Source organism: Bacillus sp. FSL K6-1033 (genome assembly GCF_038630765.1).
GTDB classification, from domain to species: domain Bacteria; phylum Bacillota; class Bacilli; order Bacillales; family Bacillaceae; genus Bacillus; species Bacillus altitudinis.
The window spans coordinates 1,043,681-1,069,519 of sequence record NZ_CP152041.1 but is presented as its reverse complement, the minus strand read 5'-3'; the positions used below and the strand labels follow the sequence as shown (position 1 = coordinate 1,069,519).

The window sequence follows — 25,839 nt, the reverse complement described above, 5'->3', positions numbered from 1 at the left end:
CTTCCTTTCAACAAGTGCAAGAAAGCCGACCCTTTGTTATGCTTCTATATCAATTCGATATGTTTCAAACCAATGATGAATCTGTGCCAAATGGGCAATGAGCTGTGGGCCTTTCATTAACTGACCATACCAAGGAACCTGGAAAGAAGCCCCTTCTGTTTCAATCAGCTGTTTTAATTGATGTGGATCTAAAAATTCATGAAGCACAGAATCCTTTTGCGCGAGACAATCTGTTAACATCTCTTTTACCGCCTGAGTATAAGCAGGATGATGTGTTTTCGGATAAGGGCTCTTCTTGCGATAAAGCACTTCATTCGGTAAAATTCCCTCTAATGCTTTCCTCAAAACCCCTTTTTCCCGATTTCCATACATTTTCATTTCCCAAGGAATATTCCATACATACTCAACAAGACGATGATCTGCGAATGGAACACGTACCTCAAGGCTCGCCCCCATGCTCATACGATCTTTTCGATCCAGCAGTGTTGTCATAAACCAAATCATATTCAAGTAAAAAAGTTCTCTTCGGGCTTTATCTACTCCAGTTTCCCCATCTAAAAGAGGTGTTTCTGCCACGGTTTCTTCATATTTGCTTTGCGCATATTCCTTCAATGTTAATTTCTTTTGCCATGAGTCTTGAAGAAGCTGAATGCGTGCTTCCGTTGATCTCATCCACGGAAATCCATTGGTTTCGCTTGCCATGTGAAACCATGGGTAACCTCCAAAAATCTCATCTGCACATTCACCTGATAAACCGACAACAAAATCCTTTTTAATTTCTCGGCAGAACCATAGTAAGGATGAATCAATATCTGCCATCCCCGGCAAATCTCGCACTTCAACCGCTTCTTTCAAATAAGAAGCCAGCTCTTTTTGCCCAATGATACAGCTATGATGATTCGTTTGAAACGCTTTGGTCATTCGATCAATCCACGGGCCGTCAGCATTCGGTTGGAATTGACTTGCTTCAAAGAATTGCTCATTTCCGTCGTAATCAATGGAATACGTATGCAGCGGGGCTTTCCCTATTTTCTCAAAATGCTTGGCAGCAATGGCCGTAATGGCACTAGAATCCACTCCGCCCGATAAAAACGTACATACAGGCACATCAGAGACAAGTTGTCTTGTAACAGCATCCGTAAAGAGTTCCTTCACGTGCTGAGCGGTGTCATCAAGCGAATCTGTATGCTGCTTGCTTTTGACATTCCAGTACCTCCACACACGCAAACCATCTTTTGAGAAGGTTAAGGCATGAGCAGGTCTCAGCTCTTTCACCCCTTTAAATACGCCTTGCCCTGGTGTTCTAGAGGGCCCTAAACCAAAGATTTCTGATAACCCTTCATGATCCACTTTGGCTTTCATTTCAGGATGAGCTAGAAGTGCTTTGATTTCTGAGCCAAACAAAAAGGAATGATGACGTTCTGTATAGAAAAATGGCTTGACACCGAGCCGGTCTCTCGCTGCAAATAATAATTCACGCTCACTATCCCAAATGACAAATGCAAAAATTCCATTAAAATGGGTCACACACTCTTCCTTCCATTCTGTATAGGCGTGAAGAAGAACCTCTGTATCAGAATGCCCAAGAAAGCGGTGCCCCCTTTTGAATAATTCTTTTCGTATATCCTCCGTGTTATAGAGTTCTCCATTGTATACCACCGTATAATCATGGTGTTGATGGGTATATGTCATCGGCTGCTTTCCGCCTTCAACATCGACAACGGCTAACCGTTTATGGCCGAAAAGAACGTGCTCACTTTTCCACGTATTTGTATCATCCGGCCCTCGTTTAGATAATGTATCTGTCATTTGATTGATTACATGATCCTGTTGGATGAGCTGCTTTTTAAAGTCTGCCCAGCCTGTTATTCCACACATCATCATCAGCTCCCATCCGTTTTTCATCAAGTGTTCTCATTTAGCCTTTCTTAGTTTATGCATCGGCTCCTTGATAGTTGATTTGTCCTTTTTTCCCCCTGTGTATAGGACAAGCTTCATTTGGTAAGAAAAGAAAGAGGAAAGGAGGTTTTGCGAATGGAGAACCGAATGACATATCTTCAGCAAAACCACCCAAAATGGTGTAACGGGTACTTACTGATGGAAAACGGTCATTGTCTGATTGAAGACGAAGAAGGAGACATCATGCTGCCTGAAAGCCTTCAAAGTTCTATGATCTGTTTGAAAGAAAAGGATCGATGGACAAAAGGAGAATTGCTCGGGTCTGTCGTTCTTTGTGAGAATGGGAAGTTGATGGAGGTAAAAGGCGGTGAACGCATTCAATATACAGCGTCTCTTTCTAAAGGGTGGCTTGATTTGCTCATGTTCGTACCGGAAAGCGTCTTTTATCAGATCATTGACTATGTAGAACAGCTTGGCTTTTCCGTCTATGATTGTATCTTCTCTTCCTTCCATCCTTCTCATCGCGTGTCTTTTTTTCAGTTTTCAGGAGACATGCAATCACTTGCCCTTCAATGCCACCATCATTCGGGTACAAATCAAGTTCAATTGGAATGGACGACGTCTGACGGTCATCGGCTGATGTCTCAGTTTGATCTCACATAAAAAGGGCACTGCTTTTGATAAGCAATGCCCTTTTTATCTTAAAAGATATGGAAACCGATCGGCAGACGTAAGCCGAGAAGAATGGTCACAATGGCAACCACGATAAAACCAATGAATACACCCTTCACCGATTTTCCTTTTTTCTTGCGTACAAGGACCATTTCCATGAAACCAATCACAAGAATACCAAGTATCATTTTTCCAACATACTCGCCCCCGTAACCCGGGATTTTCATTCCTGTGCGAACATACAGCTCTATACCTGTTGCAATAATAATCAAGTAGAACAGTCGTACGATCATATGCACAATTTTAGCGCCTTTATCGTTTTTACCTGCTAATGCAAAGGCAACGAAAAATAAAATAATACCTAGCACCCACGCTGTAATATGTAAATGTGTTCCCATTTGTGATTTCCCCCTTTATCAGAACAATTACCTTCTCATCGTACCACGAAATAAGTCGAACACAAAGCGACAATCCTGTGTCAACACGCCTTTATTTGACGCGATTTGATAACGTCCCAATTGGTTCAATTGTTACTTCAACCTGATCGCCTGAGGCTAAAAATTTTGGCGGTTCAAAACCTTTGCCGACTCCAGAAGGTGTACCTGTTGCAATGATGTCTCCCGCTTCCAGCGTCATCCCTTTTGAAAGAGTTGACACAATGTCTTCAATTGGGAAGATCATTAATTCCGTACTGGCAGACTGACGAACCTCTCCGTTTACCTTTGTTTCCACATGGAGTGCTCCATGATCCTCAATCACTGACTTGTGAACGATATAAGGTCCCATTGGACAAGTTGTATCTAAGCTTTTTCCTATGAAAAATTGTTTGTGTTTTTTCTGCAAATCTCTTGCCGTTATATCATTTAAAATGGTGTAACCGAAAATGTAATCGTGGACCTCTTCCGGAGCTATATTCTTTCCTGTTTTGCCAATGACAATGGCAAGCTCCCCTTCGTAATCCAATTCACTTGTCACATCTTCATGGAGAAGAATGTCCGCTTCATGCCCTACAACAGAGGTAGGCGCCTTTGTAAAGATCATCACGTCTTTAGGAATATCTGCCGCACTTCCCATTTCCATGACGTGATCTTGATAGTTTTTCCCAACACACATGATGTTTTTCGTTGGTTTTGGAATCGGTGCATGGAGTGTCACGTCCGAAAGCGGATAGACATAAGAGCCGCGGTCTTCTTCTTTTTTCTCCGCCCAATCAAGAAGCTGTTTGACGTGTTCGACAAACTTGTCCCCCATGTTGATGCATTCAGATAAAGAGTTTGGCAATGTCTCCAGCTCAAATAGTTTTGCTTCTGCCTTTTTGACGTCCATCACCCATTCATCATCAATGACGACCCCGATAAACAATCTGTTATGTATCTCACCTGTAAAAAACTTCATGTCTTCCCCTCACAATCTTCATTTCACTACATTATGATGTCTCATTTTTATTTCTCTACGAAATAAAAAAAACCCTTTTTTATCATACTCTCTTTTAAAAAGGGTTTCAAAAATGAAGACCTGACATTTAGCGGTAGCGTCGATACTCCCACATATTCCCTTGATCCCATTTACGATCAACATTTCCTTGATGGCGGGAATGATGTTTTTTCTTTCCGCATCTTCGGCAAGAGTGACTCCGTTTGTGGTGATGAGAACGTTTAGATCGATGGCTGCGGTGTGATTTGCGGCAGCTTTTCTTATGATGAGATCTGTATTTGCTGCGGCATGATTTTTTTGGTTTACTCTTTTTACTGCGGTATGACTTTTTGCTTTTATACGACTTTTTGCTTTTGCATGATTTCTTGCTTCTATACGACTTTTTACTTTTGCATGGTTTCTCGCTCTTTACACTTTTCTTTGAGCAGCGACTTTTTTTAGAGCGATAGCTTTTTTTAGAACGATAGCTTTTATGGCTTTTTTTGCTGCGATGTGACTTACGGCAGCCTCCTCCACCAAAGAACCAGTGACGGCGATTTGAATGACGAGAACGAGATGATTTGTGCGAATGTCCCGATTCTGGTTCACGATCTAAGTGTTGATCACGCCCCTCACTTCGAAGTGAATCAACTGCATGTTCAATATGCGAATGATCAAATGTGCTCACGAACAATTCCCCTCCCAAACTGTGCTCTGACAAAACAAACAGACAAAGCTGTTTATCTTCTCTGCTTTATGTTACGAGACTCGGTAGACAAGTGTTCTTGGCGAATGCCTCTTTCTTAGAAAACTCCATGAATACCTACCAGCAGGTACAGGACATTCCTTCATTTTCATATAGTGGAGGAGATATAGGAGGGTGATGAACGCATGGACACAGAACCTTTAAAACAACTGGATATCTGGATTCATCCAAAAGATCTCATGGAATTAAAAAAGGACGTATGGAACGATGAACCCGTCGAGGCCATTCTGAAAACCGGCCAAACGAAGTCACATATTTATGCCTCATACCGAGGATCACACATCCGAAAGCTCAAGAAAAAATCCTATCAAATTGAATATCGAAAACCAAAGCAAAGACAGGGTGAATCCCTTTTTCACTTAAATGCAGAGTACAATGATCCTTCTTTCATTCGCAACAGGCTGTCTTTTTATTTCTTTGAACAGATGGGTGTATTCAGCCCATCCGCTTCTCATGTGTTTCTGACCATTAATGGAAGAAAAGAAGGCATTTATTTAAAAATAGAATCTGTAGATGAGCTGTTCCTCCAAAAACGACAGCTGCATGGAGGCGGCATTTATTATGCTGTAGATGATGACGCCAATTTCTCTCTTTTAAGTTCATTTGATAAAAAGCCAAAAAAACATCTTCTTCTCGGTTATGAGAAAAAAACGGGAACTCCTGAACACGACAAGCAGCTGAGTGAATTTATTTACTTTTTGAACACCGCAAGGGACGACACGTTTGCAAATAAGATTGAGCAGTATCTTGATGTGACACAATATTTCCGCTGGCTTATTGGTGTCGTGTGTACCCAGAACTTTGATGGGTTTGTTCATAACTATGCGCTTTATGTGAATGATCAAGGAAAGTTTCAAGTAATGCCTTGGGATTATGATGCGACTTGGGGTCGTGATATTCACGGAGAAGAAATGGCGTTTGATTATATTCCAGTCAGCGGTTTCAATACATTAACCGCTAGATTACTAGACATCCCTGCATTTAAAAGAGACTATTATGCCCTTTTCCAGCACGTACTAGATACACATTTTTTAGAAAAACGGCTTCTCCCCATCATTGAGACATGGCATGCTTCGATTGAGCAGCGAATTGGAGATGATCCATATACGAAAAACCGACAAGACATGCTGCGTTCAGAGCGAGAATTAATCCGACAGTATATCAACAAAAGACGACGTTATTTACAAACTGAGATTAAAAAAGAGACATCGCGCCTGTAAACACACTTTCGAATTTTGTCACTTTAGTTCTCATATTGACGAAAGAGCTTTTTTTATAGAAAAATAGGGTATACTAACCATATCCTTCTATTTGATAAAAAATGTGAGAGTTGGCGTCCGTTATGATCAATTATGAAATTGAACAAAAAAGATTACATTTGATTGAGACCGCAAAAAAATTCGGAATGAATGCCGAAGAAACCATCAGGTGCAGTCAAGAGCTTGACACACTCTTAAATAAAGGCATCAAAACCACCTCTAAAGAATGCTCGAATAAAGGGTAAACCATACACTTCATTCCTCTCATCAAAGTTCTTCAAAAAGACAATCACATATTAAAAGACCCATCATAAGCTATGGTGAAACGCCCAAAAACGAAGTGCCCTATTTTTCTAAAGGATGTGCACCGCTATGCCGGCTATTGTTGGAGCCTTTAAAGTAAATGCCGTCGGAACGAGCGGAGTCGTTCATGTTGGAGACTGCATCACCATTTCTCCAAATAGTCAGGTTAAAACGTTTGCCGGCGCAGGCAGTTTTAACACTGGTGATCAATTACGCATTAGCAACTATAAAAGTGTGACAAATACGTATGATAGTGATGTCATTGATCAACCGCTTGTTGGTAACTTGTAAGGAGTGAGAATCCATTGAACTTCTATATTAATCAAGCGATACAAATTAATTACTTACGTGTGGAGTCTGTGAGTAACTCATCCGTTCTGCAAATCGGCAGTGCTGGATCAATCAAGGCACTCTCCAATCTGTATAACACTGGAAGCTATGTAGAGTCAGCACCTGCCGCAGCAGGCACACAAGGAATTGAAGAGTCTCAAGGCGCAAGCACGGCACCTTTTGTACCGCTTCAGTCACCAACAACATAAGTTCATCTGCAATCCCCGGAGGTGTATGCATATGTATGACTATCAAAACAGCGCTTCACAAATGTATGGCATCATTCAAAAGCAAACACAGCAAATCATGATGCTTGAAAAAAGGCTTAACGAGCTTCAGCAGGAAATGCAAATGATCAAAGATAAACCGACAACAACGATTGAACGGATTGATTATCAATTTGATCAACTGAAAATCGAGCGGCTGGAAGGCACATTAAATATCGGCCTCAATCCATCTGATCCAAATAGTGTTCAAAATTTTGAAGTGGGCCAAACAACAACCCCGGGAATTGGAATGATGCAGCAAGAAATGGCTGATCAATTTTTCAATCAAACACGCCAGCTTGTCGATGCATTCTTAAATGAAGAAGCACCGCAGCTTCTTGAAGAACTAGAGCAGCGATACGAAGGCTCGCTTGATGAAAGCAACAAACACCATATCATTGAGGACATTCGAAAACAAATAGACAGCAGAATCAAATATTATGCGGGGCAGCTGCCACAAAGGGAAGATATGACCCCGCTTCAACGTTCCGAGCAAATTGCTGAATACGTGAAACATGATGTCAAACGGGCAATCGAGCACTTTTTAGCCCATATTCCAAATGAAACGAAAGGAGAGGAAAACGGATGAATTTCACAGTCGTCAACCGCAACATCGAAACTGGAAGCATTAAAGTAGTTGGGGTATCGTCCTCTTCCCTATTTATTATCGGGGACACGGACCATGTACAACTGTCATCGATTTTCGATACACCGCCAGAATCATTAATTATTGGCCCGTTTGTTCCTCTAGCCCCTCGATAATGATTAAGCGCACATCTCAAGTGAAGTTCTCGAAGGTGAATTCTGTCGGGATTGCGAGTGTTGTTCAAATTGGTGATACACAGGAGCTCTGCCCGAACGTGAAGGTGCTAGCTGTCCAGCGAACGATTAGTTTATTTTATGGAAATGAAGCTGAAAACCTAGATGCAAAAGAATTTGAAGTGTATTATGAGCCGATCCCATTGATGCTGCCAGAACGAACGGTTAGAACGGCCTTTTATCATGAAAAGCCTCTCATTAAAGTTTCGTCCATACATGTAGAAGGGGTCTCTTCCTCCTCTATCTATCAAATTGGCTCTACGTGCGGAATAAATGCCGTTGCGCGAGTGAAACATATTCGAGAGTTATTTAGCAACAATGACGAACATCCGCCAAACTCACAATTGGACCTACCTGCGCATATGATGGTGATATGACTTCGAATAAAGGATGTCGATTATGCCAGCAATTGTCGGACCCATTTACATTAACTCGATTTCTGGGGGCGTCGTAAACGTCGGTGACTCATTTTATCTTTCGCCTAAAAGTTCTTCAAAATCTGCTTTAGGCTCTGGAGCGGGGAATACCGGAGATTTCTTGATTTTAAATAATGGCATTAGCGCCACCAACTATGTGGATCCTGACTTAAATGATCAGAATATGGTAGGCAATGCATAAAGCGGCTCCTCTACACTCATTTCATTTAGAGGAGCGCTTTTTTATGCTTATTTCTTTCTGCGTTGTCTTGATTTCTTTGTTTTGACCAGCTTGCTTGCCGGCTGCTTTCGAATCCATTTGATGTACGGAACAAGCTTTTCATCTTGTCTTAGGGCATCCAGCGTATTCAAACGTGCGGCAAGCTCCTGGTTTGTATAAAGAGCATGTACTTGTTTATGGCAAGGGATACACAGGAAGGCAGTCGGTAGAAAGGCCCCTCCTTCTTCTCTTGGCGTTAAGTGATGTTCTGTAAGGACGACCTCTTGTCTTCCGCACAGCTCACATAATCCAATCGTTTGCTTTGCCATCCTGAGATCACCTCACTTTACATTAATTCCATCGAGACTGTTGTTCCTTTCCCGCTTGGATCTGCTGGGTGGACAATCAGTTTCTTTGGCAGTCTCATCTTTAATTCTTCCACATGGCTGATCACACCAACAGCTAAATTTTGAGATTGTAGCTTCTCTAATGCTGTAATCACCGTATCTAACAAGTCTTGATCGAGTGTACCAAATCCTTCATCTAAGAAGAAGAATTGCAGCGGGAACTCACCTCTCAGCTGAATTTGTGCAGACAGAGCAAGGGCAAGTGCTAAAGACGTCAGGAAAGTTTCTCCCCCAGACAAGCTGGATACCGGACGTCTGACACCTCCATTGGCATCATCCCGCATCACAAAACCGCCCTCTGAATCGACTTCAATGGCATACCTTTGTCTTGTCAAAATTCCAAGACGATGAGAAGCATCACGGCTGACACTTTCTAGCTGTTCTTCTGCTAGGAACTCAACAAATGTATTCCCTTTAAACACCGTTTGAAGCTTATCCAGCCGGTCAATTTCTTGTTGCAGTTCTTCAAGACGTACATGAATGCTTGCAAAGCGCTGATGGTTTGCTTCAATCACTCGCAGATGCTCCTGTGCAGATCCACTCAGCGCTGTCGCTTCTTCAAGCGCTTTTTCCGCCGCTTCTTTTTTTAGTTGAATGTCTGTCCACTCGTCTTCATCCAGCGACTCACCTTTTAACAGTTCAGAAATTCGCTTTAAGTTTGCTGCACATTGCTTTCTTTTATCCTCAAATTCCTCAATTTCCTGTTTGACTGTAAGACGTACAGATCGATCCATTAAAGCAGGTGCTATCTCCTGAGGATGAGCAAAAGGAGTAGATGCTGTTTCTTTTTGCCACGCTTTCTCAGCTTCTTGTTTTCGCCGCTTCGCCTCTTGAAGCTGACGTTCACTGCTTGAGAAATGGCTTTGTGCCTCACTAAATAATTGCTGTGCATGCTTAAATTGCTCGTACGATTGCTGTTCTTTTTCATTTAGATGAACAAGAGATTGTTGAACTTCGTACAGTTCATCAGAAAGAGAAGCCGCTTTTAAAGGATATCGCTGTAAATCTGTTTCATATTGATCGATCAGGTGTTGCTGGCTTCCCAGCTGATGCGCCAACTTATCGAGTTCCTTCTCTAGATTGTATATGGCTGTTTGCAGATGCTCTTTTGCCTGCTGTTTTTCCTCTAGAAAAGAAATACTCTTCTCAATACGCTCTTGATAACCTTCCGCTTGTTGATCCTTTTCGTCAATTTGTTGCTGCATTTCCTGCACTTGGTTGATTGTCAGGTGAGGAAAGGTCTGTTCAAATTGCGTCAGTTGTTCGGAAAGCTCAGATCGAAGCTCCTTGATCAGCATGTCTAGTTCTTGTATGCGCTGCTGCTCAAATGTCAGTTGATCTTTTACTTTGCTCATTTCTGCCGCTTGATCATAAGTGACGTCCATTAAACGAGCTCGTTTGCTTTCGATTGCTTGAATATCTTGTTTTACGCCTTTCCATTCTTGAATCAGCTGGTGCAAAGACTGCGGATTCTGTACTGCTTCTACTGCTGCAGCTACTTCCGAATCAGGGGCTTTTTGAGATAAAAAGGAGAACTGTTTAACTAATTGATTGGCATGCGTTTCAAGCAGCTGCTTTGCAGCATACATGTCTCTAGCATATTCCTCTGCCAACTTGAGCTCTTTATCCATTTTTACAATCCATTCATCAATTTGGGCAACCGTTTCTTCATGGTCATTGTCTATCACAGCCTTTGGATCATGATGAATCGATCCACAAACAGGACATGGTTCACCGTCTACTAGCTCTGCCGCTAATTCTTTTCTTAATTCTGCCGATCTGACAACATCACGCTGTTTTAATTTTTCTTGTTTTTTGTCCTGCTCTTTATGACTCCATTCTGTAAGACCTCGTTCAAATTCACATACATAAAAATACAATTGCTCTATCGCTTGAAACGATTGATTTATTTTTTCATGATGATCTTTTTGCTGTTTTTGAAGCTTTTCATACGATTGTGTCGCCTGTGCTGAACGCTGTCTTAGCTTCTCAATCTTTTGTTCTTCCTTTTGAATGCTCACATTCATTCTTTGAACATTTTCACTGAAACGAAGTGCGTCTTGTACAAGTTTCCGCTCTTTGACAGAGACTTGTAATTGTTCCAGCTCATGCTTCAACTGTGTTTGTTTCGCAAGCGCACGCTCTAATAAAGATTTCACGTTTTCGGCTTCCGCTTTTTTTTGAGTCAATTGCTGCGCTTTTTCATTGTTTTGCTGCTCTAGTAAGGTCTTTTCCTGAAGAGCTGTTTCTTTTTTTCGTTCAATTTCTTTTAATTGAATAAGCTGCTCTTTCTTTTGAAGAAGCTCTGGCTCATTTTCCATTTTCTTTTGCCGCGTTTGCTCATACTCCTGCGTCATTTGATCATAGATCGTTCGTTGAAGAAGTAAATGTTTTTCTGCTTCCTGCTTCTCTTTTGATGCTTGAGAGAGCTGCTTTTCAGCCTTTGTTAATGCATCCGCATAAGGCTTTAATGTCTCTGCCTGCTCTGCAATGTGAAGTTGATTCTTTTTCTCTTCCATTGTGGATGCCAGCAGATTGAGGTTGTGTTGTTCCTTCTCGTACGCTTCTTGTTCTTTTTGATACTGCCAGATGGTTTGCGCTTTTGTAAAAGCAGTGAACGCTTCGTCCCGCGTTTGTTTTTTCTCATGAAAAATAGCTTGCGCCTGCGCAGCTGCTTCTTTAGCTTTCGCTAATGCCTCTGGACCAGCTTCTCCTAATCCAGTCAGTTCAGCCAGCAGTTCGTTTTTCTGTCCATAATGATTTTGAGCCTTTGCGCGTAAACGTTTGACGAGCTGATCACCATATTTCTCCAAATTAAACAAACGCTGCAGCATTTGGCGTCTGTCGGCTCCTTTCAATGAAAGGAATTCCGCAAACTTTCCTTGGGGTAAAACAACCGCTCTCGTAAAATCGTCAATGGTTAAACCAAGTAATTCTTCTATTTTACGATTGACCTCACTTGCTTTATCTGCAAGAACTGTCTGCGTATCACCAATTTCAATCAATCGGCATAACGTCGTTCTAACCTTCATTTCATCTGCCCGTTTAAAGGCACGTTCCACTTTATAAGAAATATGGTGTTCCCTTTGCAAAGCGAACGTAAAGGAGACAGACAGCTTTTCTTCAGCTTGGTTCAAAATACCATGCGTATTATTGAGTGCACGTTCGACCTTGCCATAGAGTGCGAGTGTCATGGCATCTAATATGGACGATTTTCCGCTTCCAGTCGGTCCAAAAATACCAAACACACCTGCATCACATAAGGAGCTAAAGTCAATGGTTTGCTCTTCTCTGAAGCTATGAAGTCCTTTAATGGTTAACGTGATCGGCTTCAATTCGCTTCCTCCTCTTGCATGTCATTGGCAAGCTCTAAAAATAGCTTGACGGTTTTTTCATCAGGTAGACCTCCACCTGTCTGACGCTCATAAAATTTCACGAACCGCTCTTCAATCGAGAGCTTTTCCACTTGTTTTTGTTCTTCTTTTTGCTGTAACTCTTTAAACTTTGGTCTAATATGGACAAATCCACTATGCTGTTTTCTAAGCTGATGAATTTGTTCGATCGACAACTGATCTGTTAAGTGAATCTCTAAATCAATCCAGGCTTGAAGATCCCGCTTTTCATCCAGCCAATTGTGTACTTGGCTCAGCCCTTCAGTCGCCTTCCACTTCATAAGTGGTTTACCGCTTGATAAAAACACTTCTTTCCAGCTTGCTGTTTCATTCGGTTTTGCATCCACAATGGTGACTGATTTGGCGTAGCCTGCTTCAGAAAAGCTGTATGCAAGTGGAGATCCAGAATAGCGGGCAATCGTCTTGGCACGTTTAATGGTTTGGGGGCGATGCAAATGCCCCAATGCGACATAACAAGCCGCCTCAGGCAGACTTTCGGCCGCAACGGTATATGCGCCTCCCACTTCAATCGGCCTTTCCGAATCCGTTTGACTGCCACCTGCCACATAAATATGACTTGTTGCGATATTGACCGTATCCGCCTGAAATTGGCTGCTTAAATGTTGAAACATTTGTTGTATTTTTAAATTGTACTGATCACGAAGCAGTTTCTCTTCAAATGTTTCAGCCAGCACCTCGTTTAGCCTTGCTTCAGACGGGTAAGCGAGTGCTGCAATAGATAGACGTTCACTTGCAGAAGAAACATCGACATGAATTAAATCATTTGTCGGATATCCAATTAAATGAATCCCCTGCTCATTCGTTAAAGGAGATGCGGCTGATAAACGGTCTGGGTTATCATGGTTGCCAGAGATCACAACCACCTGACGCTTTCCTTTATCAGATAATGCAGACAAACTTTCATAAAAAAGCTGTTCTGCGCGAGCAGGAGGGTTCACTGTATCAAAGGCATCGCCTGCCATCACAATGACATCAATGTGTTCATCCTTGACGATTTGATTTAATTCATCTAAAAACTCCGCTTGTTCCTCAAGCCGGCTTCGGCCTTCAAGGGTTTTCCCTAGATGCCAATCCGCTGTATGCAGAATCCTCATGTGATTCACCTCTCATTCATTCCACCTATAAAGAAATTTCTAGATTTCCATCAAAGAAATAAAGGATTTTCTCCTCTAATGTTCTGTTTGTTAAACGTTCTACCGCTGCTGAATACAACGATATTTGTGTTTCATAGCGTTTTTTTAACATCGCTTCAGCTTCCTCTAATCCACCTGAGAATCTGCCAGTCACTCGATCTGTTTTATAATCAAGTAAATAGAGCTTGCCATCTGCTTCAAATAAACAATCAATCATTCCTTGAATGAGCACAGGTTCACCTTCTGCATCAATATGGCTGTATACCTCTTTAACCGGTAAAACCATACTAAACGATACTTCTCGTTTCACCCAGTCCGCTTTCTGCAGTTTTTGACCAATAGCAGTAGAAAAGAAGGCCACAATTCCTTCTCGATTGATGGACTGGATTTGTTCATCTGTTAGTAAGTCTTTCTCTTTTAAAGAATGGAGCAGCTCTTCTACACGAGATTCATCATATGGTTCATTTGAAGGAAGAGGGATATGCTGCATGACTGTATGCATGGCCGTCCCTTGTTCTGCGGCTGTGAGTGTTTTTTTCTTCATAAAAGCCGGTCGTTCGTACAGTGTCGCATGAGCTTTTCGAATGGAAGAAGGCACACTGTATTCATCCTGTATTTCTTTCATTCTTTTGATCTCGGAAACTGACTGCTTTGTCCCTACTTGGGAGGCCGCTAAATATGGATAACGCCATGAAAGTCTTTCTTTTACTTCCTCCTCGTAATCGCCATATCCTTGAACAGGCACACCTTCCATTAATGCTTGTACCACTTCGTCTTGTTTTTGTTTTTCAAGTGACATGTCTTCTTGTAGAAGATCGGACGCTTGATGAAAGGTGATAGAAAATGATGATGGATGCAAGAGAACGACTTCTCTCGATTCTTCTAAAAGAGAAGACATCGCTTGATGACGGATAAGAGCAGGGCCAATAAAATCTAAGTATGTTCTCGCTTGATAACGTTCAAAATCAGGGAGGAGCCAGTCGTCTCCGTTTGCGGCATTTTGCCACTTGCTTAAAGCTTTCACTTGATTTTTGACAGAGCCGACTAAAAATAATTTTTCCTTCGCCCTTGTGAGCGCCACATATAGAACCCTCAGTTCTTCAGATAATAACTCTTTTCTCATCTTTTTTTTCATCGCGATCAGCGGTAATGTTGCATAACTAATTCTCAGCTCAGGATGAATATATTTGCTGCCAAAACCTAATTCTTTATCAAGCAAGTAGGACTGGTTTAAATCCATCATGTTAAAGTTCCTGCCAAGTCCTGCAGTAAATACAACAGGGAATTCGAGTCCTTTACTGCTATGAATGGTCATCATGCGGACAACATCCTCTGTTTCACTGAACGTTTTTGCCGCTCCAAGATCATCTCCACGCTCTTGCATTCTTTCAATAAATCGAAGAAATCGAAACAGTCCTCTAAATGCAGCCTTTTCATACTGTTTCGCTCGATCATATAAAGCCCGAAGGTTTGCCTGTCTTTGCTTACCTCCTGGCATCCCGCCGACATAATCTAGATATTGTGTATCTCGGTACACTTCCCAAATCAGTTCTGCTACCGAATGCTGAATCGAAAAATCACGCCATTTGCGTAATTGAAGGAAGAATCGCTCCAGCTTTCTGCATGTCGGATGATCAGAGTGTGTCACACTCATAAATGCCTTCACAGCGTCATAATAAGTGCCTTTTTTATCACTGGTTCTAATCAGTGCCATCTCATTTTCGTCTAAATGAACAAGAGGTGACCTTAAAACAGCAGCGAGCGGAATATCTTGATATGGATTATCAATCACTTTTAACAAAGAAAGAATGACAGATACCTCTGTCGCTTCGAAATAGCCTGAGGAAAGATTCGCATAAACAGGGATTCCCTGCTTCTTCAACTCTTCCATCATTTGCGGAGCCCACGGCATTGAGCGAAGCAAGATCACAATGTCTCGATACTGCAAGTTGCGGGTCAGCTGCTGTTTTGCATCGTACACTTGAAAAGGCTGTTCTACCAATTCTTTTATTTTCTTTGCAATCACTCTCGCCTCAAATTGTACCGTCTCTAGCTCTTCTCGTTCTTCATCGCTTTCTGTGTCGTGCTGATCTAAATGAACAAGAAGCATTTCTGTCGTCGTGTCTTCGCTTTGCGGATAACTCGCTCCAAGCTTTAATTCAGCTTGTTCGTCATATTCAATTTCTCCAACTGTTTCTCCCATCAGCTGTTTGAACAGAAAGTTGGTACTGTCTAATACATCAGCCCGGCTGCGGAAATTTTTATTTAGATCAATTCTTTTACCTGTTTCTTTGCTGTCTGCTTTAAATTGTTTATATTTATTTAAAAAGAGCATCGGCTCTGCAAGTCTAAAGCGATAAATGGACTGCTTCACATCACCAACCATAAAGCGGTTGCCTTCTGCAGGATGTTTCCCTTTAGACACGAGCTTTAAAATCGTTTCTTGGACAAGATTTGTATCCTGGTATTCATCCACGAGTACTTCTTCAAATTGCTTTTGATAGTATTTAGCCGCTTCTGTTTCAATGAGATTTCCTTCTGCGTCCTGCTTCGCTAAAATGCGCAAACAATAATGTTCTAGATCCGAAAAGTCTACGATTGATTTTTCTTGTTTGGCTCTTTCGAAACGCTCTCCATATTGAATCACAAGCTCTACAAGTGTTTCTACAACTGGCTTCATTTCAGCCAAGCTTTTTAAATGCTGATCGGGACTGCGCATAAAGTATTCATCTTTTAGCTTTTCTAATTGTTTTTTGGCTTGATTGCGTGCATCTGTTGCTTTTTCTAACAGAGCTGGGTCATAGTCATCCCCTTTGCAAGTCTTTAATCTTTTAAAATTGATATTTGGCAAAAGCTCATAAAGTGTTCCAAAATCATCTTGATGCCTTATTAATTCATTTACTTGCTCTAAATCATCTATAAAATTCTCCGCCCTCGGTGCTGGACCACCCGGCTCTTTTGACAAAGTGAGCGCTTGTTCCAGCAGTTCCTGACAGCTTCTTAAAACGAGAGAAAGGTCCTCTTTGATATATGGATAAAAGGGTAATTCTTCTACCTTTGTCTGTGTATCCACATCATAAAGAGAAAGGAATGCCCGCATCCATTGTTCGGGCGCTGGATGTGACCTAGAAAACTCATAAATTCTTTTGACAAGCCATTGAAGATCTAAATCATGCCGATCAGATGTGTAACGATCAACGAGTTCAAAAAATGACGGCTTTCCAGCCTTATACTCATCCTCAAACAGTTCATCTAACACTTCATCTCCTAATAATTCTCCTTCTGTTTGATCAGCCAAACGAAAACCTGGATCAAGGTCAATCTCATAATAAAAAGTGCGAAGAACTTGCAAACAAAAGGAGTGCAAGGTAGAAATATTGGCACGATTCATAAGTGACAGCTGTCTCCGCATATGAAGTGATCCAGGGTTTTTAGATAGTTCTTTTTCAAGTGCTTCAGTGATCCGGTGCTTCATTTCTGCTGCTGAAGCATTGGTAAAAGTCACTACGAGCAGCCTGTCCACATCAACTGGCTGCTCCGGCCGAGTCATTTTTCGAATGAGCCGTTCAACCAAGACCGCTGTTTTCCCTGACCCTGCCGCCGCAGCAACAAGAATATCTTGTCCTTCTGAAACGATGGCGTTCCATTGGTCATCTGTCCAAGTACTGTTATTCGGTTTTGGTATTTGCATACTGATCCCCTTCTTTTTTGATCCGGTCTAACATGACATCATCCTTCTCAGAGGTGAGCACCCTAAATTCATTATCTTCTATTGATTCATCAAATTGGCAAATAGACTTAAAGGAGCAAAAGCGGCAAGGGGTTTGATCCTTTAATTTATATGGGTTTATCTCTACCTCACCGCTTGTAATTCTTTCTCCTGCCTCTTCAAAGGTTCGCCGAACGTGTTTTGTGAGAATGTGAAAATGATCTTCACTTAATACCGCAGAGTCAGATCGGAAAGAACCATCTTTTTTCAAACCAGCTTGGATGACATGTGATCTTCCTGATTCGAGTGTTTGATCCATCAACTTCACTGCTTCCACATCTTCGAGCAATAGACCCTTCATTTTAAATTTCTTCAATATTTCCTGCTCAATTGCATCTTCTCCAAGCGGAATAGGGGCTTGAATCAGCGGGTCATGAATATGGAAGTATAAAATTCCTGCCGGTGTCGCCTCCATGCCAAGCCATTCTTTAGAATACGTAATGGTCAGGTCTAAATAAGTGAGCATTTGCAAAGCTAAACCGTAGTAAACTTCTGCTAGATCAAGCCCCTTCTCACTGGACTTATAGTCGACAATTCTTAATAGAAGTCCTTTTGATCCTTCTGCTTTATCCACTCGGTCAATCCTTCCAACAAGCTCCATCGTGCAGCCGTTTTTTAATTGAAAAGTAAACGGCGGCAGAGGTCCTTGACCTCCAAAACCTAACTCAAGTCCAACCGGAGAGAATCCGCTCACTTTTGCATGTTCGCTTAATATAGAAGACACCCTGATGAGGATTTTTTGAAGCTTTTCTTTTATATAAGCATGCCGATTAGAGCTTAATAAAATTTCTTTTTGCAGACGTGGAGCCAGCTGTTCAATTGCATGCCTTGAGTAGGTCACACAATCTTCCTTCGTTAAGTTTTTCCAATCCTTTTTTTGTTCAACAAGCGTATCTGAAATCAGTTTTAAAGCCGAGTGAAAGAGCTGGCCGATATCAGGTGCTTCTAATTTGTAAAATTGTCGATCTTTTAGTTTTAGCCCGTGGGAAGCAAAATGAGAAAATGCACATGCATTGAATTTCTCCATTCTTGAAACACTGCCCTGAATATGGTCACCGTAAAGTTCTTTTGTGACATTCGGATTTAAACGTTTCGCTCTATTTGTAAAGAACAAGCTGGACATGATTTTTTTTGATACGTCGCGGTTGGACGAGGTCATCAAATGATTATATACACTCCACCATACGCCGCTGATCGGATATTGATTGAGCCATTGTTGTAGCTGCGAAACGGTATAGGATAACGAGACATGCTCGTTTGTTACAAATTTCAATTGCTCCTGATCATCCAACTGCTCTGGATCTAACACATAGAGGGCTTGCTGATGGTTTGGCATCAGTTCCTCACAATACTTGATGAGGGTCGAAGGCAAAAGAGACCGCCCTTCCGTATCTGAAGCTGAATAGGATAAATACAGGTAGTGCGATGGACTGGACAGCGCTTGATATATCAAAAATTGTTCATCCAGCAGCCGTTCCTTCCCTGTCTCTGCCAGCTCTGCTCCTGCACGCTTTAACCATTCCCGGTCGTCTTCAGACAATACACTTTCATCAGAGGGCCGTGCAGGTATAACCCCATCATTTACTCCAATGACAAACGTACACTTTACTTGATACATTCTGGATAAATCCATACTTCCGATAAACACTTGATCAAGTGAAGGGGGAATCAAAGCAAACTTGAGAGAGGACAGTCCTGTATCCATCATCTGTTGAAATAATGGAAATGAGAGCTCCTCCTCGCCCAGCATTTCAACAAATTCATCCATCAATTGAATGACAGCATCCCACACTTGCCCATGCTGCATCGCTTCAGCTAACCTGCCTGCTTCTTCTGCCTCAAGCCTTGCCTTTTCAAGCTTTTCTGGCACTTGGGCTTCTTCTAGAAAGACATACACTGCCTCCACCATGTCTCTTAGCTTTTGCGCTTTTTTCAATCTTTTTTGCAATTGAAAGAGAGGCGGAACAATCCATTCTTTTACATCATTCAGCATTTGCTCCATTTCTATTTCTTGATCGGTTTGTCCAAAATCTTCATCTAGTGATTGGAAGCGGCGATAATGAAAGCGTGAACCATTCGTCCAGCGTTCACCTTTTACACCGTAAGCAATACAATAGTTTTCAAGCTGATCCGCCTGTTCTCTCGCTTTGTTTTTGGCGAGTTCAAGCGGAAATAAGAACTCCGTTTTCACACAGCGAAACACCGCCTCATACCGCCAGTTCCCTTTTATGACATCGAGGCTCGAACGAATGAACTCAATGAGCGGATGATACTGCATCGATTCATTTCCATCAATAAAGAAAGGAATATCGTAATCTCGAAACACCTCTTTTAACGTATCTTTATATTCGTCTACATGTCTTGCAACAATTGAGATGTCTCGTAACCTAAGACCTTCACCTCTTACTAAATCAAGAATATCTCTCGCTACTCCCTCAATTTCAGCTCGTTTATTTGCACTTTTCGATACGGTAAGGTGAGGCGTTTCTTCTTGATACGGCTGCAAAGGTCTCTGTTCATATTGATTTTCTAAATAAGCTAGATCTGGGGTATGAAGATGCCGCTTATTTCTCTCCAAAATGTTCTCAGAAATAGCCGCTCCGCACTCTTTGGCCAACTGATAAAGCTGGGAATATGTCTTACCTGTCATGCGAAATAAATCAAGTTCATTTGGCTGCGTGTCATGATAGGAACGATCCACTGTGAATGCAGCTGTTATTTTTTCGGCATGTAGCAAAAGCTGTTCAATGACAAGAAGCTGCTGGGGGGTAAACTGATAAAAACCATCTATATAAATGTGTGCCCCTCTCAATTCTTCTGATAAAGGAATTTGCTGAGCCAGAAGTGTCAAGTAATCCTCTGAGTGCACATACTCATCTTGCAGATGCTGCTCCATCTGCTGATAAAGAACATGAAGATCATGCAATTTTTCCGCCGCACGTCTTTCTTCTGTATACTCTGAATGCATGCTGGATGCCGAGATCTTTTCAATATCCTCCGGCATCATACAGTACCTTTTGAATTCAGCCATCGTCTTTTCTATTTGCTCAACAAACCCCGGTTTATCACTCGCCTTTTTGAATACCTTAAACTTGTCTTTCTGTTCTTCTATTACTTTTCTTAAGAGCATTTGAATCCCTGTGCTTGTGACAAATTGACGGTTCGCACCGCCAGTCTGCTGTAATATAGACCAGGCAAGCCGAGTAAAACTAAAGACTTTTGTCCTGATCATTCCACCAGCTTCAGACGTTTTTGCAAGCTCATATTCCATTAAAAATGTCATTTGATCCGGGACTAAAAAAATGATTGGCGGACCCAGGGGATCAAGCCGCAGTTGTTCTTTGATTTCTTCTAGAATTGCAGTCGTTTTTCCACTCCCCGATCTGCCTGCTAAAAACTGAATCTCCACGTTCCACAACACCTTTCTTATGTACTCATATTCTAGCGAAAATAAAGGTAAATAGCTATTTTCCTATCACCTTCCCTTTCTCCTCCGATCGAAAAGAAAATAGGCACCTTTCCCGACTCTTTTCATATCATAAACCATCATGATCTAAAAGGAGGCTGGCAATATCATGTATTACGGTTATTATGACTACTCGCCATATGACATGCGCCAAAACACAAGGATCATTGCAGACCTTGAAAAGGCCATCAATGGCGAATATTCTGCGATCCAATGCTATGAAAAACTTGCACAAAAAGCAAAAAATCCTGAAGCAAAAAAAATCATTCAAGAAATACGTCAGGATGAAGTCAGACATTATCAGCTATTTACAAAGCTATACTATTCTTTGACTGGTAAAAACCACAAACCAAGCATAACAGAGCCTTGTCCAGACCAATTTAGGGAAGGTCTCTTATTTGCCTTTAAAGACGAACAAAAAACAGTCGATTTTTACTTAACGGTATCAGACTATGTCCGTGATCAAGGAACAAAGGAATTAATGAAGCGTATTGCTCAAGATGAACAGCAGCATGCCGTCTGGTTTCTATATCTTTTAACGCACCATGTTTCTTAGTTACCCCTATTTTAATAGGAGATCGTATGTTCCGTCAAAAAATGAAATTGCTTTTTTGCTCATTCAATATGTTAAATAAAGGGCTGTCATCATCAAAACGCCTCTTCGCTTTTCCTTTTTTAATGATAAAACGACCTTTTGACCATAAAAAAACTCCTCTGCTACAAATCGCAGAAGGAGTTTTTTGTTATTTAATGAAATTTTGCTTCATTGCTTTGCTGCTGTTGTTTTAACAATCCATCAATCGATAGCATCTTGCTGCCACTAAGTGTCAAGTAAAGCGCCATGACCATTAAAGAAAGTTCAAATTCATAACCGCCCACAAATCCTCTTGCAAAACCAACTGTGATAATGGCTACAGCCATAATTGGCACAAATAAAGCTGCGAAAAGACGTGTGCCTAAACCTAGAATCAGGGCAATTCCACCAACCAGTTCAATTGTTTTGACAATATAGGCCATAAATTCTGGGACACCAATTTGACCAAAAAATGCAGCAGTGCCTCCTAGTCCACCTTGATATGCTTGAAGCCCATGTAAAAAGAAAATAATGCCTAAGATGACGCGTACAAAAAGTGTTCCTATTTCTTGATTTGTTTTCATATAGTGATTTCCTCCCATTTTTACACTACATCATGTAATGTTCATTCGTAAAAAAAATTAGTAATTTAAGTTGAGCATAATCATTAAGACCAGCATGAGGATGGTTGATGTCACAATTGGGATAAGTGGTACATTGAACGGTATGTTGTATGTTGGGTTTAAGATCTTTTGGATTCTTAAATTCAATGCTCGGTCTCCAAAGGACACGGCAAATTTCGTTTGTTTTTGAAACTGGGTTCTATTTTTAATGAGTTTCAAAAGGGCTTGCCCTACTCCAAGCTCAGTCCCTGTCTGCTGAATGGCATAGTCATCTGCAATGACTTCACGAAAAACGGAGTAACTTTGTCTCATATGCTTTAACACAGGAATGTACCAAATCACTTTTGTGAGCATAGAGAAAGCGAAAGTCTTTAAAGGATCGTAGCTGTATTTGTGATGTAATTCGTGATAGACAACAGCATCGATTTCCCCTTCATCCAGCATGTCTATAAGCGCTGTTGAGAGATACACTTTTGGCCGAAGCATCCCCATTGCGAAAGCAAGCGGTTCATGGCAATGAAACACAATGATCTCATTTCTATAATTGTCTGATAGACTTTGCGTTGAATGTTGATCGACTGCCATCATCATATTTCTTTTGAAATGAAGATACTTTCTGACCTGCTTTGTCATATAGAAAACGGCAAAACCAAGCGTATACAAGACGAACGCATCCAGAAAATACTTTAAAGGAGTGAATCCATAAAATTCGAGAACAGATTGACATACATGGATCAGGTTATATGCTTGATTCCAGCCAAAAAAGCTTGAGAGTACATAATAGCCCATCTGGTAAAAGATCACTAAGCCAATCAATATACCGCCTAAAAACAGCAGACTCGACTTCATTTTAATCATGTCGTTTCTCCTCTTTTTTGGATGCAAGCCTTGCTTCGAGTACCTTCAGTAATTCAGGATCAGCACTTTCAATTGCGTCCACCATATGATTGACTGCAAGGGGGCCGAAATCATCCATCAGTCCTTGAGTAATCCATTTCGTTTGCTCATTTAGAAATTCTTCTTTTGTTAAAACAGGGTTATAGATAGATGAACGCCCTTTTGTTTTCTTTTCCACAATTCCTTTTTCGGTTAATCGATTGAGTACCGTCATGACCGTGTTGAAATTAATTGGCTTCTCATCTGACAGCTTCTGCTGTACCTCTTTAATCGGCATATCCTCACCTTGATAAAGGATCTCCATAATCCTTCCTTCTAAAGGACCGAAAAAGCGGTTCAATCCCTTTTCGTTATATTTAAAAGAAGGAATTTTCATGTCATCACCTCACACTAAGCATTGTAGTGTAATTGAAAATGATAGTCAACAGATAACAAAAATAGGGGAAAATCGTTGTATATTGTATTTGTTTTTGGCGAAAATTATATGTCATTTATATCAAAAAAATCTCTTTTCTAACAGAGTTAACCATAAGATAATCTTATGAAAATACTAAAAAAATTCGTATTTTATTTATAGAGACTTTTGTATTATAGTGAAGATAACAACATTTCACTTACTGAACAAATATACAGGAAGAAGGTTTATACGTGATGAAGCAAGGAAACAGCCTTCGAACCGATCTCATTTTGATTGCGGTAAGCGGTTTAGGTGGATTCCTTTTGTCTCTAACAGGGATGTCTATCGGCTGGATGATTGGCACATTAATGACAGCTGCATTTATTGCCCTGCGCCGTCCCGCCCTGTTTCAGCGTAAAGGAAAGAATACCTTACGTATTCACAGCAGATGGCTACTCCTTGGTCAATTCATTCTCGGAATCGAACTAGGACAAAAAATGAACATGAAAGTCCTTCACATTTTCGCTGAAAATTGGCTTCCCGTGAGTTTCATGCTCGTTTTTTCTATTTTATTAGCCATGCTCTCCGGGTTTGTCTTATGGAAGCTGAGTAAAACAGATATGCTGACCAGCTTTGTAGGCACTGCCCCCGGCGGTCTTTCCGCTATGCCGGGCATCGCCCAAGAGGTTGGAGCAAATACAGCTGTAGTGAGTCTCGTACAAACGATACGCGTGTTAATGGTCGTACTGACCATTCCTTTTACGGTATTTTATTTAAATACAAAAAGCCAATCAGATGTGGTAGTCGCCCAAGGCAGCGCCTTCTCATCAGGCGTTTTCACAATATCAAACATTTCTTGGACTGCTGCACTCATTTTAGGGGCATGGCTGATGTCACGCCTAGCCGTGCGTCTTCACTTTCCCGCCCCATGGCTGATCGGCAGTATGTTAGGTGTGGCGGCTCTCCAAGTAGGGGCAGGCGCCTTGACAGGTCATGATTTGATTCCTTACTGGCCAGCCCAAGCGAACATTGCGTCACAGGTATTTCTAGGGGCAACCATCGGGTCAAAAATGAATAAACAAATGTTTGTCGGGCTAAAAAATACCTTGATTGTGGCCGTCGTCAGCTCAGCCGGATTGATTGCTGCGACCGTTCTCAGTTCAATTGCCATCGCAGAAATAACAGGTATTTCTGTCATTACGGCCATTCTTGCTTTTTCGCCTGGCGGTATTGCAGAAATGGCCACAACAGCTGTGACACTTCATGAGGATTCCACATTTGTTGTGGCTGTACAAGTCGTTAGAATTATTTTGGTCATCGCCATGCTGCCACCGTTTTTTCGTTTCTTACATCATGTCTGGGCAAAAAGACAGACTGATTATAAAGCCGCTAAATAAAAAGAGCCGCTTTGCATAAGCAGAGCGGCTTTCAGATGGTCTGACAACGGGCTAAAATGATGTTGATTTTAGCCCGTTGTCTTCTTTTCAGCGTGATAGAAAACCTTTGCAGTCTAGGAAGGTCGAGCACCAGAGCGGAGCGAATTTGACATTCGTGAGCACTGGAGCGCAGACATGACAACGAATGCGAGGGTTTGTCTACACGCTGAGCCGCTTTGCATAAGCAGAGCGGCTCTTTTTTATTCATCATGATTCCTTTTTACACCGACTACTTGATCCTTTGAGATCGTTCCAAAATGCCGGCTGTCAAAGCTATGTATTCGATTATCTCCGATCACGAAGTAATGATTGTTTTGTATGTTCTGACGACCGGTGATGGCTTTCAGCTGAAAATCACCTGTTAGGACGTTGCCCATTTTATGTTTTTTCTGCTCTTTTAAATACGGCTCTTTCCATTTTACACCATCAACAAACAGTTGATCATCTTCATATTTGATTGTTTCTCCTGGAAGTCCAATGACCCGTTTGATCAAGATTTGATTTTTAGGGCCATGAAATAACACATAGTCAAACCGGCTAATTTTCGTGAGTTTTGGCGAGAACTTGTTAATTAATAATTCTGTTCCATCTGTAAATGTCGGGTCCATACTAACCCCTTCTACTTTGTACGTGACAAACATGAAATTCTTTACTTGGAACAACAAGACGATGCATGTAATAATCATGAACCATAGCAATGGCTTCTTTTTCATTAAGAGCCTCCTTTGTCCTCACGCTGACTCATCCGAATATTCAACCTATTTTCTACTCTCTTTCCAACATACCATAATAAAGCAATGACTAGAACCGCAAAAACACTTCTTAACGGATTCTTTACTAAAGCTGAAATGTCATAGCCGATAAAACTAATAATAAAGAGCATGACACACTTCCCTGATAAAGCAGCTAATGAGAACTGCCAGACGCTGATTCTTGATAGACCTGCTACGACATTGACGGCAGCAGAAGGTGTAAAAGGAAAGCAGAGTAAAATAAATAACGGACCAAATCCCCGCTTTTCAACCCAAAGCATTAGCTTTTGAATAGAAGGGTGTCTGCTAATAAAGTTCAGCATCCTCGTCTGTCCAAATTTTCTGATCAGTAAAAAGACAAGGATAGACCCTGCACTTGCACCAATCCAGGTCAATAAAAAGCCTTCCCATAGCCCAAAAGCATTTGCATTGGCCACCGCAAATGCCACGAGAGGTAAAAACGGTAGAAATGCTTCTATTAAAGGGAGTAATATAGCCACAATGGGTCCAAAAGCCTTGTAGCTTTCAAAAAATGATGTGATATTTTCATGAGTAAATATAGAAAGAAATAATGGCAACTTGTTTGACTCCTTCAAGGTTTGTCTATCT

The 25,839-nt window shown here is 41.4% G+C and carries 24 protein-coding genes; 11 read left to right on the top strand and 13 right to left on the bottom strand.

Features of this window, described 5'->3' with window-relative positions; all coding sequences use genetic code 11:
• Positions 1–36 precede the first annotated feature (36 nt).
• Positions 37–1,878: an asparagine synthase (glutamine-hydrolyzing) gene (gene asnB / locus MHH31_RS05350; RefSeq protein ID WP_342495487.1), complete on the bottom strand. Its 1,842-nt coding sequence runs from the start codon at positions 1,876–1,878 to the stop codon at positions 37–39.
• A gap of 156 nt (positions 1,879–2,034) precedes the next feature.
• Between asnB and MHH31_RS05345 the strand changes: the two genes are divergently transcribed.
• Positions 2,035–2,562, top strand: coding sequence for a DUF2777 family protein (locus MHH31_RS05345; RefSeq protein ID WP_056705140.1), 528 nt, complete (start codon positions 2,035–2,037; stop codon positions 2,560–2,562).
• A 38-nt stretch (positions 2,563–2,600) separates the two neighbouring features.
• On the opposite strand, the gene MHH31_RS05340 is transcribed toward MHH31_RS05345, so the two are convergent.
• Positions 2,601–2,969 (bottom strand): YisL family protein, encoded by a 369-nt coding sequence (locus MHH31_RS05340; RefSeq protein ID WP_342462425.1) that lies wholly within the window; start codon positions 2,967–2,969, stop codon positions 2,601–2,603.
• A gap of 91 nt (positions 2,970–3,060) precedes the next feature.
• Positions 3,061–3,966: a fumarylacetoacetate hydrolase family protein gene (locus tag MHH31_RS05335; protein WP_007499116.1), complete on the bottom strand. Its 906-nt coding sequence runs from the start codon at positions 3,964–3,966 to the stop codon at positions 3,061–3,063.
• Positions 3,967–4,875: 909 nt separating this feature from the next.
• Between MHH31_RS05335 and MHH31_RS05330 the strand changes: the two genes are divergently transcribed.
• The 8 genes from MHH31_RS05330 (at position 4,876) to MHH31_RS05295 (ending at position 8,345) form a co-directional block, all read left to right on the top strand.
• On the top strand, positions 4,876–5,970 hold the full coding sequence (locus tag MHH31_RS05330; RefSeq protein ID WP_342495349.1) for a CotH kinase family protein: 1,095 nt from the start codon (positions 4,876–4,878) through the stop codon (positions 5,968–5,970).
• Positions 5,971–6,092: 122 nt separating this feature from the next.
• Positions 6,093–6,254, top strand: coding sequence for an aspartyl-phosphate phosphatase Spo0E family protein (locus MHH31_RS05325; RefSeq protein ID WP_008348605.1), 162 nt, complete (start codon positions 6,093–6,095; stop codon positions 6,252–6,254).
• 127 nt (positions 6,255–6,381) lie between these two features.
• The gene (locus tag MHH31_RS05320) at positions 6,382–6,603 is read left to right on the top strand and encodes a spore germination protein (RefSeq protein WP_003211745.1); all 222 of its coding nucleotides are present in this window, start codon (positions 6,382–6,384) and stop codon (positions 6,601–6,603) included.
• A 14-nt stretch (positions 6,604–6,617) separates the two neighbouring features.
• Positions 6,618–6,851 carry a spore germination protein GerPB gene (locus MHH31_RS05315; protein WP_035392485.1) on the top strand — a complete coding sequence of 78 codons (234 nt, stop codon included), beginning with the start codon at positions 6,618–6,620 and terminating at the stop codon, positions 6,849–6,851.
• Positions 6,852–6,882: 31 nt separating this feature from the next.
• Complete coding sequence (locus MHH31_RS05310; RefSeq protein WP_008348607.1) at positions 6,883–7,497, top strand: spore germination protein GerPC; 615 nt, start codon at positions 6,883–6,885, stop codon at positions 7,495–7,497.
• Positions 7,494–7,670, top strand: a complete 177-nt coding sequence (locus MHH31_RS05305; RefSeq protein WP_003210893.1) for a germination protein GerPD — start codon at positions 7,494–7,496, stop codon at positions 7,668–7,670. The genes MHH31_RS05310 and MHH31_RS05305 overlap by 4 nt, the downstream gene beginning before the upstream one ends.
• Positions 7,670–8,104 (top strand): spore germination protein GerPE, encoded by a 435-nt coding sequence (locus MHH31_RS05300; RefSeq protein ID WP_058337501.1) that lies wholly within the window; start codon positions 7,670–7,672, stop codon positions 8,102–8,104. Before MHH31_RS05305 ends, MHH31_RS05300 begins: the two co-directional genes overlap by 1 nt.
• A 22-nt stretch (positions 8,105–8,126) precedes the next feature.
• On the top strand, positions 8,127–8,345 hold the full coding sequence (locus MHH31_RS05295; RefSeq protein ID WP_003211468.1) for a spore germination protein: 219 nt from the start codon (positions 8,127–8,129) through the stop codon (positions 8,343–8,345).
• 47 nt (positions 8,346–8,392) lie between these two features.
• Here the strand turns inward: MHH31_RS05295 and MHH31_RS05290 are convergent, their stop codons facing one another.
• From MHH31_RS05290 to addB, 5 genes are read right to left on the bottom strand one after another with little or no spacing between them, the layout of a single operon-like run.
• Complete coding sequence (locus tag MHH31_RS05290; protein ID WP_017360217.1) at positions 8,393–8,692, bottom strand: hypothetical protein; 300 nt, start codon at positions 8,690–8,692, stop codon at positions 8,393–8,395.
• A 17-nt stretch (positions 8,693–8,709) separates the two neighbouring features.
• Positions 8,710–12,105, bottom strand: a complete 3,396-nt coding sequence (gene sbcC, locus MHH31_RS05285; protein ID WP_342495348.1) for an exonuclease subunit SbcC — start codon at positions 12,103–12,105, stop codon at positions 8,710–8,712.
• On the bottom strand, positions 12,102–13,277 hold the full coding sequence (sbcD, locus tag MHH31_RS05280) for an exonuclease subunit SbcD (protein WP_138278368.1): 1,176 nt from the start codon (positions 13,275–13,277) through the stop codon (positions 12,102–12,104). Before sbcD ends, sbcC begins: the two co-directional genes overlap by 4 nt.
• 25 nt (positions 13,278–13,302) lie before the next feature.
• Entirely contained in the window at positions 13,303–17,007 is a 3,705-nt protein-coding gene (addA, locus tag MHH31_RS05275; protein ID WP_138278367.1) for a helicase-exonuclease AddAB subunit AddA, read from the bottom strand.
• On the bottom strand, positions 16,985–20,494 hold the full coding sequence (gene addB / locus MHH31_RS05270) for a helicase-exonuclease AddAB subunit AddB (RefSeq protein ID WP_342495347.1): 3,510 nt from the start codon (positions 20,492–20,494) through the stop codon (positions 16,985–16,987). Before addB ends, addA begins: the two co-directional genes overlap by 23 nt.
• Positions 20,495–20,660: 166 nt before the next feature.
• On the opposite strand from addB, the gene MHH31_RS05265 reads away from it, so the two are divergent.
• A complete protein-coding gene (locus MHH31_RS05265; RefSeq protein ID WP_007499129.1) occupies positions 20,661–21,107 on the top strand; it encodes a ferritin-like domain-containing protein in 447 nt (148 codons plus the stop codon).
• Between the two features lie 191 nt (positions 21,108–21,298).
• On the opposite strand, the gene MHH31_RS05260 is transcribed toward MHH31_RS05265, so the two are convergent.
• Genes MHH31_RS05260 through MHH31_RS05250 form a run of 3 tightly spaced genes read right to left on the bottom strand, consistent with a single transcriptional unit; the run spans position 21,299 to position 23,021 of the window.
• Positions 21,299–21,709, bottom strand: a complete 411-nt coding sequence (locus tag MHH31_RS05260) for a DoxX family protein (protein ID WP_008348626.1) — start codon at positions 21,707–21,709, stop codon at positions 21,299–21,301.
• Between the two features lie 57 nt (positions 21,710–21,766).
• On the bottom strand, positions 21,767–22,606 hold the full coding sequence (locus tag MHH31_RS05255) for a M56 family metallopeptidase (protein WP_025207106.1): 840 nt from the start codon (positions 22,604–22,606) through the stop codon (positions 21,767–21,769).
• Positions 22,599–23,021, bottom strand: coding sequence for a BlaI/MecI/CopY family transcriptional regulator (locus tag MHH31_RS05250; protein ID WP_007499135.1), 423 nt, complete (start codon positions 23,019–23,021; stop codon positions 22,599–22,601). The genes MHH31_RS05255 and MHH31_RS05250 overlap by 8 nt, the downstream gene beginning before the upstream one ends.
• Before the next feature lie 275 nt (positions 23,022–23,296).
• Here MHH31_RS05250 and MHH31_RS05245 point away from each other — a divergent pair, with 275 nt between their 5' ends.
• Positions 23,297–24,439 carry an AbrB family transcriptional regulator gene (locus MHH31_RS05245; RefSeq protein WP_007499137.1) on the top strand — a complete coding sequence of 381 codons (1,143 nt, stop codon included), beginning with the start codon at positions 23,297–23,299 and terminating at the stop codon, positions 24,437–24,439.
• A gap of 239 nt (positions 24,440–24,678) precedes the next feature.
• Here MHH31_RS05245 and lepB read toward each other — a convergent pair whose 3' ends face one another.
• Positions 24,679–25,191 (bottom strand): signal peptidase I, encoded by a 513-nt coding sequence (gene lepB, locus MHH31_RS05240; RefSeq protein ID WP_007499139.1) that lies wholly within the window; start codon positions 25,189–25,191, stop codon positions 24,679–24,681.
• Complete coding sequence (locus tag MHH31_RS05235) at positions 25,191–25,808, bottom strand: TVP38/TMEM64 family protein (RefSeq protein WP_160757883.1); 618 nt, start codon at positions 25,806–25,808, stop codon at positions 25,191–25,193. Before MHH31_RS05235 ends, lepB begins: the two co-directional genes overlap by 1 nt.
• Between the last annotated feature and the right edge of the window lie 31 nt (positions 25,809–25,839).